The organism is Cohnella herbarum, from assembly GCF_012849095.1.
GTDB classification, from domain to species: domain Bacteria; phylum Bacillota; class Bacilli; order Paenibacillales; family Paenibacillaceae; genus Cohnella; species Cohnella herbarum.
Genome location: NZ_CP051680.1, coordinates 801,682 through 814,268, shown reverse-complemented (window position 1 = coordinate 814,268; position 12,587 = coordinate 801,682). Strand labels below are relative to the sequence as shown.

Annotated in this window: 12 protein-coding genes; all 12 read right to left on the bottom strand. The window is 51.2% G+C overall.

Going from position 1 to position 12,587, the window contains the following annotated elements:
- Positions 1–202: 202 nt before the first annotated feature.
- Positions 203–1,015 carry a sporulation transcription factor Spo0A gene (gene spo0A / locus HH215_RS03325; protein ID WP_169278607.1) on the bottom strand — a complete coding sequence of 271 codons (813 nt, stop codon included), beginning with the start codon at positions 1,013–1,015 and terminating at the stop codon, positions 203–205.
- Positions 1,016–1,255: 240 nt separating this feature from the next.
- Positions 1,256–2,584: a SpoIVB peptidase gene (gene spoIVB / locus HH215_RS03320; protein ID WP_256376692.1), complete on the bottom strand. Its 1,329-nt coding sequence runs from the start codon at positions 2,582–2,584 to the stop codon at positions 1,256–1,258.
- Positions 2,585–2,711: 127 nt separating this feature from the next.
- The gene (recN, locus tag HH215_RS03315; RefSeq protein ID WP_169278605.1) at positions 2,712–4,397 is read right to left on the bottom strand and encodes a DNA repair protein RecN; all 1,686 of its coding nucleotides are present in this window, start codon (positions 4,395–4,397) and stop codon (positions 2,712–2,714) included.
- A gap of 38 nt (positions 4,398–4,435) precedes the next feature.
- A complete protein-coding gene (ahrC, locus tag HH215_RS03310) occupies positions 4,436–4,885 on the bottom strand; it encodes a transcriptional regulator AhrC/ArgR (protein WP_169278604.1) in 450 nt (149 codons plus the stop codon).
- A complete protein-coding gene (locus HH215_RS03305; protein WP_169278603.1) occupies positions 4,882–5,346 on the bottom strand; it encodes a hypothetical protein in 465 nt (154 codons plus the stop codon). Before HH215_RS03305 ends, ahrC begins: the two co-directional genes overlap by 4 nt.
- Before the next feature lie 307 nt (positions 5,347–5,653).
- Positions 5,654–6,511 carry a TlyA family RNA methyltransferase gene (locus HH215_RS03300; RefSeq protein ID WP_169278602.1) on the bottom strand — a complete coding sequence of 286 codons (858 nt, stop codon included), beginning with the start codon at positions 6,509–6,511 and terminating at the stop codon, positions 5,654–5,656.
- Positions 6,511–8,406: a 1-deoxy-D-xylulose-5-phosphate synthase gene (gene dxs, locus HH215_RS03295; RefSeq protein WP_169278601.1), complete on the bottom strand. Its 1,896-nt coding sequence runs from the start codon at positions 8,404–8,406 to the stop codon at positions 6,511–6,513. The genes HH215_RS03300 and dxs overlap by 1 nt, the downstream gene beginning before the upstream one ends.
- A 176-nt stretch (positions 8,407–8,582) precedes the next feature.
- Complete coding sequence (locus tag HH215_RS03290; protein WP_375140485.1) at positions 8,583–9,494, bottom strand: polyprenyl synthetase family protein; 912 nt, start codon at positions 9,492–9,494, stop codon at positions 8,583–8,585.
- Between the two features lie 27 nt (positions 9,495–9,521).
- Complete coding sequence (gene xseB / locus HH215_RS03285; RefSeq protein WP_169278600.1) at positions 9,522–9,800, bottom strand: exodeoxyribonuclease VII small subunit; 279 nt, start codon at positions 9,798–9,800, stop codon at positions 9,522–9,524.
- Positions 9,793–11,154: an exodeoxyribonuclease VII large subunit gene (xseA, locus tag HH215_RS03280; protein ID WP_169278599.1), complete on the bottom strand. Its 1,362-nt coding sequence runs from the start codon at positions 11,152–11,154 to the stop codon at positions 9,793–9,795. The genes xseB and xseA overlap by 8 nt, the downstream gene beginning before the upstream one ends.
- A gap of 14 nt (positions 11,155–11,168) precedes the next feature.
- Entirely contained in the window at positions 11,169–12,020 is an 852-nt protein-coding gene (gene folD / locus HH215_RS03275) for a bifunctional methylenetetrahydrofolate dehydrogenase/methenyltetrahydrofolate cyclohydrolase FolD (RefSeq protein ID WP_169278598.1), read from the bottom strand.
- A complete protein-coding gene (gene nusB, locus HH215_RS03270) occupies positions 12,017–12,478 on the bottom strand; it encodes a transcription antitermination factor NusB (protein WP_169278597.1) in 462 nt (153 codons plus the stop codon). The genes folD and nusB overlap by 4 nt, the downstream gene beginning before the upstream one ends.
- Between the last annotated feature and the right edge of the window lie 109 nt (positions 12,479–12,587).

Sequence of the window (12,587 nt, the reverse complement as noted above, 5' to 3'; positions counted from 1 at the left end):
GGAAGTTAAGGAGACACTGACGCTAATGATTTCATTTGCGACATTGAAGTATTTCATGTTGAAATATTCTGTAAACAGATATCAGCTAATTAAAACTTCAAATCGTCTTCTTCCTATAATCAAACAAAAAAACACCACTCCCTATTGGTTTTGTTTCAACCAATAAAAAAGTGGTGTTTGTGTTTTCCTTACGCCAAGCCTCCTAGCTCACCTTATGCTCAATCCGGAGCTTATCGGCAACCATCGCGATAAACTCGCTATTGGTCGGCTTGGATTTCGCGATGTTGATCGTGTAGCCGAACAGATGGCTGATCGAATCGATGTTACCGCGCGTCCAAGCGACCTCGATCGCATGGCGGATAGCGCGTTCGACGCGGGATGGCGTTGTTTTGAACTTTTCGGCGATGGCCGGGTATAACGTCTTCGTAATCGCGCCGAGAATTTCGATGTTGTTGTACACCATCGTAATCGCTTCGCGCAAATACTGATAACCTTTAATATGCGCCGGAACGCCGATCTCATGAATGATGCTCGTGATATTGGCGTCCAGATTTTTCGGCTTGCCGATCTGAACGATGTTCGAACGATTGCTGCTTGAAGAAGATGAAGTCGTTACGGAGGAGGCAACCGAGTTACCGCCGGCTAATTGGCGAATCCGGTTAGCTAGAACATCCATATCGAACGGTTTAAGTATGTAGTAAGAAGCGCCAAGTTGCACCGCGCGTTGCGTAATGTTCTCCTGTCCGAAAGCCGTCAGCATAATAATCTTGGGCATTGGCGATAAATTTAAATCCCGCAATTTCTCCAGGACGCCAAGTCCGTCCAAATGCGGCATGATAATATCGAGGATCATGACATCCGGTACCCTACGTGTTTCTTCCAGTTGACGGATGACCTCTTCTCCGTTGTACGCGACTCCGATGACCGTCATATCATCCTGCTCTTGGATGTACTCTGATAATAAATTCGTAAATTCTCGGTTGTCGTCTGCTAGGAACACTTCAATACGTGGCAATGTCTGGTCCTCCCTTTCTCTGTGCGAGAATAAATTGACGAAAAACGATCATCGTTTCTCTGTTTATCCGTTTTCGACATCGCCTTTCGGTATTCCTTCTCGATTGAAAAATTTTTCTTTATTTATTTATTAAAATCGAATATAATATTTAATTTACGTCAGAACACGTCAAATCATGATTTTTTTCGCATATTTTCGACAAGGGTTTGTCTTCTCCCTGATAATGCAAAATCTAAGGCGTTAAACCGCCTTAGAAGTCGCTTGATCTGCATTTAGCATAATCCCCGCATCTTGAAGCATCCATTCGATGAAGCATCCATAGCCGGAAGAAGGATCGTTTACGAACACATGGGTAACCGCTCCGACCAATTTGCCGTTCTGAATAATCGGACTTCCGCTCATGCCTTGCACGATGCCGCCCGTACGTTCCAACAACTTCGGATCCGTGATTTTGATCACCATGCCTTTGGTTGCGGGAGACGATTGCTTCGCGACGTGCACGATCTCGATATTAAATCGTTCCACCTTCTGCTTCTCTACGACGGTCAAGATTTGCGCCGGCCCTTCCTTCACTTCTTCCGCGAATGCGACGGGCATCGGCTCGGGATTATACGCGTGCTCCGGAAGTTCCTTCATCTGACCGAATATTCCGAAAGGAGTATTACGCTCCACGCTGCCAAGCGTACGACCCCCTTTAATGATATTCGCTCGTTTCTCGCCGGGTTCTCCGTTCTGGCTTTTGGAAATGGAGTTCACGCTGGATTGCAGAATTTCTCCGCTTCCTACGACGATAGGAGATTGAGTATCCATATCCGTTATGACATGTCCCAAAGCGCCGTACACGCCTTGATCCGGAGCGTAGAAGGTCAATGTGCCGACCCCAGCCGCGGAATCGCGTATATACAAGCCTAGACGCCACGCTTTGTCTTCCTCGTCGAATGCGGGATTCAACGACGTCTTGAATCGTTCCTTGCCCCTTTGCACTAACAATTGCAAAGCTGATCCGTTACGCCCGGCCGTCTCGGCGATCGGAGCGATCTTGGAAATGTCGTTGCAGGCTTGACCGTTAATTTCGACGATGAGATCGCCAAGACGTAACTTGGCCTCCTCGCCGGGCGATACTTTAGCGTTCGTCTTCGTTTGGACCAAATGATGTCCGACAACCATAATTCCCGCTGATTTGACCTTAACCCCGATCGTCTGACCGCCAGGAACGACGCGCAAATCCGGCACGACTTGAAGACGAACCGTTTTGAACGGGATTTTACCGAATAGCTTAAGCTTTAGGTTCGTTACGCCGCTATGCTTCGGTTGAATGGATAAAGGCTGACTGAGATCGACGCGCACGGAGGCGTGATTGCTTCCGTTAATTCCGGCGACTTGCGGATTCAAGCTTCCCTGGGCATGAACAGGCATGGCATAGTGGAGCGATACCGCTTGTCCTTGAAATAGCCTTAATTGATTGGGAAACTTCGCGAAATGTTGAAAAGGCGTTGAGCAGACGGCGATGCATAGCATAAGAACGACAACGAGACCTAAACGACGTTTCCTGGAGTGTTTCTGGTACAAGTTCTCACGCTCCCCTACAGTCTGAACCGGCTCTTTGTATGTCGCCGATAACGTACCTATAAGGTAACCGTGCCTTGCCTCTTTTATGTTCCCAAAAAGCTTCCTTTTCGTTTGTTTTTTCGCGCCATTACGCGTTTTTTCGTTGTTCGGCCAAAGTAAGCATTTCTTGTGCATGATGGCGAGTTTTTTCCGTCACTTCCACCCCGCCCAACATCCTTGCCAATTCTTCGACGCGTTGCTCTTCAGACAGCTCCGTGACTGAAGTTTGAGTGCGGTCTTGCGAAGTCACTTGCTTATATATTTCGTATTGATGGTCCGCCATGCAAGCGACTTGCGGTAAGTGAGTAATCGCGAAAACCTGGCAATGGCGAGACAGCAAAGACAGCTTCTCCGCAATGGCCTGTGCGGCTCTGCCGCTAACTCCGGTGTCGACTTCATCGAATACAAGAACGGGAATTTTATCGATTTTAGCGAAGATCGCTTTAAGGGCAAGCATGACCCGGGACATCTCTCCGCCGGAAGCGATCTTAGCTAGCGGTTTAGGGGGTTCTCCCGGATTGGTCGAAAGAACGAATTCGGCGGAATCCGCTCCGGTACTCGTAAGGGCGGCTGTCCCCAGCTTCACCTCGAACACTGAACGCTCCATTTGAAGATGAGCAAGCTCCTGCTCGATTTGTTTAGACAAATCCCTGGATGCCGATCTTCTGATCGAGCTTAATTTGTCCGCGCTCGTTTGGAGCTCCTTATGCAAAGCCTCTTCTTGCTCGGTTAATTCCTTAAGCAGTTCGTCCCGATTATCGAGCTGATCGGTTTCCGCTTTGATTTTGGTTTGGTAACTTAAAATGTCTTCGACCGTCTCGCCGTATTTCCGTTTCAATCCGTGCAGAAGGTCTAGTCTCTGCTCGATTTGGGCGAGTCTTGCCGGATTAAATTCGATTCCTTCTTTATAATCGCGCAGTTGATACGCGCTATCTTCCACTCCATAATAAGCGGACTGTAATTGCTCCACTAGCGGCTGCAGCGTAGCCGGGTCGACCTTAACGATATCCTGCAGCTTCGTCAGAGCTCGCGAGAGCGCTGCTAATCCCTTGGTCCCGTATAACAGGTCGTAAGCTTCCGTAACGGCATCGGTCAATTTCTCCGCATGGGATAGCTTGCGTCTTTCGTCGGCAAGGGATTCATCTTCTCCCGCTTTTAATCTCGCCGCCGCGATTTCCTCCAATTGATACCGGTACAGATCAAGCATCTGCATGCCCTGACGCGACTTTTCTTCCAGCTCGCGCCGTTCTTTGTTCACCGCTTGATATTGCTGATACAGCTTGCGATATACCGATTTCTCGGGTTGAATTTCTTCGGCCGCGAATAAATCCAACCATTCCAAATGTTTATCGATCCTTAGCAACGATTGATGCTCATGCTGTCCATGGATATTGACCAGATGCTCGCCGACTTCTCTTAGCATTGTTAAGGTCACGCTCTGACCGTTAATGCGCGCCGATGACTTCCCATGAGACAAGAGCTCTCTGCGGATCAGCAAGGTTTCTTCCTCGTCCGCTTCGATGCCAAGACGTTGAAGCGTCTCCCATACGGGATGTTGGCGCGGCAGATCGAATACCGCCTCGATATCGGCGCGATCGCAGCCGTGGCGAATCATTTCGGCAGATCCTCTGCCTCCAGCCGTCAAAGTCAAGGCATCGATAACGATCGATTTACCGGCACCGGTCTCGCCGGTTAGCACGTGAAAACCAGGGTGAAACGTAACGGATACATTCTCGATAACAGCCAAGTTATGGATGGATAATTCCCGAAGCATGAATTGCCTCCTTGATCCTCAATCTCTATTGGTAATCGTTATTGCATCATCTCGTAAATACGTCCCAGTACGTTCTCGCCTTCGAGCTTCGTCTTGCTGATAAGCAGCGTAGTATCGTCTCCGCCGATCGTGCCGATGATTTCCGGCCAATCCATGCCATCGATCAGCGCCGCGATCGTGCCGGCCGTTCCCGGAAGGCATTTCAATACGACCAAATTATCGGCAGAGTCGGCATTAACGAAGTGATCAAGCAATGCGCGCTTGAGTTTATGAGCTGGATTGAATCGTTGATCTTGCGGCATCGAATATTTATATCTTCCGTCTTCAAGCGGAACCTTGATCAACTGCATTTCTTTAATGTCGCGCGACACCGTCGCTTGGGTGACTTGCATGCCTTCCATGCTAAGCGCGTCCACGAGCTCCTCTTGCGTCTCGATTTCACGCGAACTGATTAATTCCCTTATTTTACGTTGCCGTGGTCCCTTCATTCCTCGCCAGCCTCCACTTTGAATCGTACAGTTTTTAATTGCTTATCGTGAGCTACGATCACGATCCCTTCGCAATCCGGGAACAATAACGCATAGACGAGCAATCGCTCGCGTAACCCACTCGCCGTCCAATCCATCGGTTGTCTTGCGCGTTCCATCTTAACCAGATAATACTTGTGGTCCTTAAATGCCAAATAATCGAAATAAAGCCTTGTAGGCATCGTAGGCCCGTCGTTCAAGACAACCCCGAGCGAGATACGATGTTTGCCCGAGAGCACTTCATAATCTTGCTCCCTCAGAAGTAATACGGTTTCGTCTTCTTCTACCCCGCCCGCAAGCGCCAGTTTTCTCAGCCGCGAACCGGGAGGTTCGTGCAACCAGCGGTCAAACCGTCTGAAAACCCACCATACCATAATTGCCGCGGCGACCAGCATAATGATCCAATCTCCGAACTTATCCAAACTCCGACCTCCAAATCATTCCGTCAACGGGAGGAAAATGGGCTGTATGGACATGATGTTCAGTAGCTCTCTTTTCTTTCGAGATCGGACCTTAATAATCCTCTTTCACCAAGCTATGAAAAACCCGAAGCTCGCCCTGCGGGTCCGGATCTTGTCCTCCGGCCGATCATCGGCAGCTCCGGGTCATCCGGGCAAAGTCTATCAAGCATAAACGGCCTCCGTCGTCCTTTGGGATGACGGGGGAACTTTTATGTCGGAGACATTTCAGAAAAGTAAAGCGGTTTTTTACTTTCTGAAATGTGGGAAATCATGACGTACCTCTGCGGAACGTGGAACTTGCCTCGTCGACGGTCTGCTTGATCGTATGGCTTAACGTTTCTTCCGTGAGTTCAGGCAGAGGTTGGCCTTGCTTGGATAACACCCAGTAGGCCAGAAATTCGATATTCCCTTCCCCTCCGGTAATCGGCGAATACGTGAGCCCTTTTAACTCGAACCCGAGTTCATTCGCGGAAGTAAGCACCTCCCGAAGGACGCTCGCGTGCACGGCAGGGTCACGGATGACTCCGCCCGTCTTGCTGACCTGCTCTCTTCCCGCTTCGAACTGGGGCTTGATGAGCGCAACGGTCCTACCGCCTAATTCCAGCAATCCGGCAAGAACCGGCAGAATGAGCTTAAGCGAAATAAACGAAACATCGATCGAAGCGAACCCGGGTTTCGGTCCATTCAGCTGATCCTCCGACATATGCCTGAAGTTCGTACGCTCCAGCACCTGCACGCGTTGATCTTGACGCAAGGAGTAGTCTAATTGATTGTATCCGACGTCGACGGCATATACGCGCGATGCGCCGTTCTGTAACGCGCAGTCCGTAAACCCGCCCGTTGACGCCCCGATATCGATCATGACGACGTTATTTAAATCCAATTCGAAATGCTTGATCGCCTTCTCCAGCTTTAAGCCCCCGCGGCTAACGTAAGGATGGAGCGCTCCCTTGACGGTTATCGCTGCGTCGCGCGGCACTTTCGTGCCCGCTTTGTCCATCCTCTCCGTTCCGATGAAGACCAACCCGGCCATGATGGCGGCTTTGGCTTTTTCCCGGCTTTCGTAATATCCGAGCTCGAGAAGCAAAACGTCTAAGCGCTCTTTAGAAACGGTTGTTTTTTCCATTAAGTGGCCCTTTGCCTTTTGCGTACCGCGAGCGACGCCAATTGTTTGGCAATCGATTCAGGAGTTAAGCCGGTTTCTTCGCGTTGTTCCTTGATCGTTGCATGCTCGATGAACCTGTCGGGTACACCCGCAAGACGGATGGAAGCGGGATTAATCCCTTGCATGGCGTAAAATTCAAGAATCGCGCTACCTAAGCCGCCTTGAATCGTCCCTTCTTCGGCGATCAACATCGGAATCTGCTCCTTGCTCATTGCAATCAGCATTTTCTCGTCCAACGGCTTAACGAACCGGGCATTAATGACCCGGATGTTGATACCGTCTCGCTTCAACAATTCGGCTGCTTCCTCCGCGACTTGAACCATCGGTCCGATTGCCAACACGGCCGCATAATCACCCTCGCGTACCGTTTCCCACGAACCGATCTCGATCGGTTTCATTTCGTCGTCGAACCCGACGCCCGTTCCCGCGATTCTAGGATAACGAACCGCGATCGGTCCGCCGTCGTAATCGACAGCCGTCTTTAACATGTTTCTCAACTCGTTCTCGTCTTTAGGCATCATCAGAACCATGTTGGGAACATGCCGTAAAAACGCGATATCGTAAACTCCGTGATGCGTCTCGCCGTCCGCGCCGACGAAACCGGCCCGGTCGATCGCGAAGATCACGTTCAAATTTTGCCGGCAAATGTCGTGCACGACTTGATCGTATGCCCGTTGCAAGAAAGTCGAATATACGGCGAAGACGGGCTTCATCCCTTCCATCGCCAGCGCCGCGGACATCGTAGCCGCGTGCTGTTCGGCAATCCCGACATCGATCATCCTGTCCGGATACTTTTCGGCGAATTTCAGCAAGCCCGAACCTCCCGGCATCGCGGGAGTCACGGCAATAATTCGCTTATCTTGATCAGCCAATTCGATCAAAGCGTTCCCGAACACCTCCGTATACATAGGTGGACCGACAGGCTTGACGACTTGACCGGATTCAATTTTGTAGGAACCCGTAATGCCATGCCATTTATGCGAATCGGCTTCCGCCGGAGAATATCCTTTTCCTTTCACGGTCAGCACGTGTACCAGCACGGGACCTTCTACGTTGTCCGCTTGCTTGAACGTTTCGAGCAATTTATTCACGTCATGACCGTCCACCGGCCCGAAATATTTCAATCCGAACTCTTCGAACAACATGCCGTCCGGCGCGATGAGATACTTTAAGCTGTCCTTCACGCGATCCGCCGTACGGGCTAGCTTGCCGCCGATCGCCGGCACTTTGCGCAGCAGCCAGTCTAATTCGTCCTTCGCCTTGCGATAGATTTTCTCGGAGCGAACTTTGCCCAAATAATTGTGAATGGCGCCGACATTCGGTGCGATGGACATTTCATTATCGTTCAGCACGACCATCAGCTTGCGTTTCTCGTGACCGATATGGTTTAAAGCTTCAAGCGCCATACCGCCCGTTAGCGCTCCGTCGCCGATTATCGCGACGACCTTGTTCGTGCCGCCTTGATGATCGCGCGCCAAAGCCATCCCGATCGCCGCGGACAGGGATGTACTGCTATGGCCGGCTTCCCATACGTCGTGCTCGCTTTCGTTGCGTTTCACGAATCCGCACAATCCGTCTTTCTGCCGCAACGAATCGAAGCGGTTTTGCCGCCCCGTTAGCATCTTATGAACGTAGGCTTGATGTCCGACGTCGAAAATAAATTTGTCCTGCGGACTGTTATACAAATAATGCAACGCGATCGTCAATTCAACGACGCCTAGATTCGGCGCGAGATGACCTCCCGTTGCAGATAATTTCTGAATTAGAAAATGCCGAATTTCTTCAGCCAACTGAGGAAGATCGGGTAGCGTTAATTTTTTTAAGTCAGTTGGACTGTCGATATGCTCGAGCAGCAAGTGGTGTTCCCCGCTTTCCCCAAATGGATATTACCGCTAGTATAACATATCTCCAAACAATGCCCAAACTTCAACATCGTTAGTGGATACGCGACAACTTGCCCACGCGTAATAAGCCCGAATAGCAACTGAGCGTGGTACAACTCAAACGCTATAGGGGCTAAGGCGTCTTCGTGTTAATGGTCTCGTTTTAACAAATAATCGGAAATTTCGATTAACCTGTCCGGTTTTGCCAATCCGGCCTTCATTAGCGCTTCGTTCGCTTCTTTCGTTAACTCCGCGACCCGTTTACGGCTTTCGTCCAATCCGATCAAGAACGGATAGGTCACCTTTTCTTGCCTTTCATCGCTCTTCACCGGCTTGCCGAGCTTATCCGCGGAACCGGTTAGATCGAGGATGTCGTCTTGAATCTGGAACGCCAACCCTACGTTCCGACCGAACAGTCCGAACGCTTCCAACTGCTTTTCGCTCGCTTCGGCCGCATGACCTCCGGCTCTAAGCGAGAATGCGATCAAATCGCTTGTTTTATGCAAATGGATGTTCTCCAATTGTTCAAGCGAAGTGACGCCCTGCTCTCCAAGCATATCGTCTACTTGACCGCCGACCATTCCGGATAATCCCGCATACTTGCTCAGCTCGGTAACAACGGAGAGAACGCGCTCCGGCGGTACTCCGTGCTTCAAGGCATCCGTAGCAACGTGGAAGGCGTGAGTAAGCAATCCGTCCCCGGCCAATATCGCCATTGCATCGCCGAAAACCTTGTGATTCGTTAGAATTCCGCGTCGGTAATCGTCGTTGTCCATCGCCGGCAGATCATCGTGAATAAGCGAGTAGGTGTGAATCATCTCTACCGCGCATGCGAACGGCATCGACTTTGCCGCCGATTGTTCGTCGCCCTTGACCGCTTCCGCGGCGGCAAGAACGAGAATAGGACGTAATCTCTTCCCTCCGGCAAGCAATGAATAATCCATCGCTTCAAGAAGCCTGACCGGAATAGACCCATCTTTAGCAAAAACCGATCGCAGCGCCGTTTCCACTAGATCCTTCTGCAACTGTAAATAAGTATGTATTTCTACCGAAGTCGTCACGTGAATACCCCTTTGCCTCCTGAAGCCTTAGGCTTCTTCTTTCGTCGCTACGAAAGGCTTGCGTTGAAATCCGCCATCGCCTTCCACTAACGTCTCGATGCGACGTTCAACCTGCTCGAGCTTCTGACCGCACAAGCGGGACAACGACATCCCTTCTTGAAACAGCTCGATGGCGGTTTCCAGCGGCACGTCTCCGCTCTCCAGCTTGGCAACGATCGTTTCCAGCGTTTCCATCGCCTGCTCGAAGGTTAAAGCGGGCGCTTCGCTTTCTTTAGCGGAATTACCCGCAGTACCGTTCTTAGCCATTGGTTCGCTCCTCCCCATGAATGCCCCAAACCTGGCAATCCAATTTGCCGTCCGTCAATCTTACGCGGATCAAGTCGCCCGGTTGCACCTCGTTAATCGTACGAACCAACGATTTCTCCTGCTCGTCATATACTAAGCTGTATCCGCGCGCCATTACCTTTAACGGGCTCAAAGCGTCCAAATGGCGAACGATCGAGCCGTACTGGCTTTGGCGCTGGCGAAGGATACCGTTCATGGCAAGCTCCAACCCTCTCGTCGCCGAGACGATCCTCTTGCGGGCGAACGCCGCCTGCTGATTCGGATTAACCGCGGACAATCTTCCTTTCAAACGCGATAATCGCTCCTGAGCGCGGGATTGTTCGGTTCGAATCCGATATTGCAGCCGGTCTCTTAGCCTGTCCAGGCGCTCCGCTTGAACGAGCAAGCTTCTCCTTGGCTGCGTGAAATACGGAGATCTCGCCGCATGCTGCCAACGTTCCCTTGCCCTGCCGAGCAAAGCGGACAGCGACTTCGTCATTCTCTGCTCCAGATGCACCAAGCCCATCATAAGCTCGCCCGTATGTCTTACGGCAAGCTCCGCGGCTGCCGTAGGCGTAGGCGCTCTTAGATCCGCCGCGAAATCGGAGATCGTGAAGTCGGTCTCATGGCCGACGGCGGAAATTACGGGGATTGCCGAAGCCCGAATCGCTCTTGCGACGGCCTCTTCGTTAAAAGCCCATAATTCTTCAAGCGATCCGCCTCCCCGTCCGACGATCAGTACGTCCGCTTCGCCATGCGCGTTCATCGCTTGGATCGCTTTGACGATCGACGGCGCTGCGCCTTTTCCTTGCACGGATACGGGATACAGCAATACGTGCACCCCGGGATTGCGACGCTCGAGCGTGATCAGAATATCCCGCACCGCCGCCCCTGTAGGCGAGGTAATTACGCCTACCGTACGCGGATAAGACGGCAATTGACGCTTAAGATGTTCAAGGAATAGGCCTTCCGAATCGAGTTTCCTCTTTAATTGCTCGAAAGCCAAATACAAGCTCCCGATGCCATCCGGTTGCATCGCCGTCGCGTAAAATTGATATTGCCCGTCTCTTTCGTATACGGAAACGCCGCCGCGCGCCAACACTTTCATTCCGTCCTTCGGAGCGAATGGAAGCCTGGCGTTATAGGAGGCGAACATGATGCATTTCAGTCTTGCGCCTTCGTCCTTCAGCGTAAAATACATATGGCCGCTGGAATGGAACGTAAAGTTGGATATTTCGCCTCTTAGCCAGATGTCTTGGAGTCCGGTGTCGCCTTCAAGCTTCATCTTAATGAGGCGGTTAATGTCGCGAATGCTTAACGCGCGCGCCGGGTCCATCGCTTGGCTCCTTCCTATCTCCTTGCTTGTTTAGCAGATTTAAGCGTATTCGCCATCAACATCGTAATCGTCATTGGACCGACTCCGCCAGGAACCGGCGTTATCCAACCGGCCACGTCGAGCACGTCGTCGTAATCTACATCTCCGCAGAGCTTACCATCCGGCAACCGATTCACGCCTACGTCGATCACGACGGCTCCCGGCTTAACCCATTCCTTCTTCACGAGCTTAGGAACGCCTACTCCGACGACCAGGATATCCGCTTGGCGGGCAATCTCTGCAATGTTCGGAGTACGCGAATGGCAGATCGTAACGGTCGCGTTCTCTCGTAGCAGCAGCATTGCTACCGGCTTACCTACGATGTTGCTTCGACCGATGACCACCGCATGTTTACCAGCGGGGGAATTCCCCGTCCGCTTCAACAGCTCGATCACGCCCGACGGCGTGCAAGGCAACAAAGCGTCGTCGCCGATCATCAGGTTACCGACGCTTACCGGATGGAATCCGTCGACGTCTTTCTCAACAGAAATCGCGTCGATGATCGCTTTTTCTTCGATATGCTTCGGAAGAGGCAACTGGACGAGAATGCCATGAATGTTCTGTTGTTCGTTATATTTTCCGATTAGCGCAAGCAGCTCTTGTTGAGTCGTCTCCGCCGGAACCCGGATCACTTCGGAGTGATAGCCGAGCTGTTCGCAAGCTTTCGCCTTGTTCCTTACGTACACTTGCGAAGCTGCGTCCTCGCCGACTAGAATGACGACCAACCCCGGAGTAACGCCCTGCTGCTTCAATTGCTCGACTTCCTGAATCAATTCTTCGCGGATCGAATCCGATATTTGTTTTCCGTAGATGATTTGTGCGCTCACAGCTTGTCGCCCTCCTGCGATTGTTTGTCTTCTCTCTCTCTCAGCATGCGTCCAAGCACGCCGTTCACGAATTTCCCGTTCTCTTCTAAGCCGAAATGCTTCGCCAGCTCGATCGCTTCATTGATGACGACCTTAGGCGGAACGTCCTTGCGGAACATCATCTCGTATGCGGCCAAACGCAAAATTTGCCGATCAACCCTCGATAGGCGATCGACCTGCCAGCCCGTCAAATAAACGACGAGACTTTGATCAATAATCTCTTGGTTTTCCTTAACGCCTTGCACCAATTCGCGAGTGAATGCGTCGATGTGCTTCAGTTCGGCAACATCCGTACCGATCTCGTTGTCTTGACGCGCTTCCTCCATTACGATATTGACGGCCTCGTCGCCGGTCACGCCGTTCATCTCTATCTGGTACAAACTTTGTACCACGATTTCCCTTGCGAGTCTGCGCTTCATGTATCCTCCCGAATGCTTCTTATCGTTCAAGCTCTGTTACTTTTTATTATGATGCTTTTAGAGGTATCTTAACTTAAGCCAATAAAACAAAAAAACCCATGAGCATCTA

Coding starts and splice junctions, on each gene's coding strand:
- xseB (WP_169278600.1), bottom strand. CDS start 9,800: ATGGCTAAGAACGGTACTGCGGGTAATTCCGCTAAAGAAAGCGAAGCG.
- HH215_RS03300 (WP_169278602.1), bottom strand. CDS start 6,511: ATGGAAAAAACAACCGTTTCTAAAGAGCGCTTAGACGTTTTGCTTCTC.
- recN (WP_169278605.1), bottom strand. CDS start 4,397: ATGCTTCGGGAATTATCCATCCATAACTTGGCTGTTATCGAGAATGTA.
- ahrC (WP_169278604.1), bottom strand. CDS start 4,885: ATGAAGGGACCACGGCAACGTAAAATAAGGGAATTAATCAGTTCGCGT.
- xseA (WP_169278599.1), bottom strand. CDS start 11,154: ATGGACCCGGCGCGCGCGTTAAGCATTCGCGACATTAACCGCCTCATT.
- nusB (WP_169278597.1), bottom strand. CDS start 12,478: ATGAAGCGCAGACTCGCAAGGGAAATCGTGGTACAAAGTTTGTACCAG.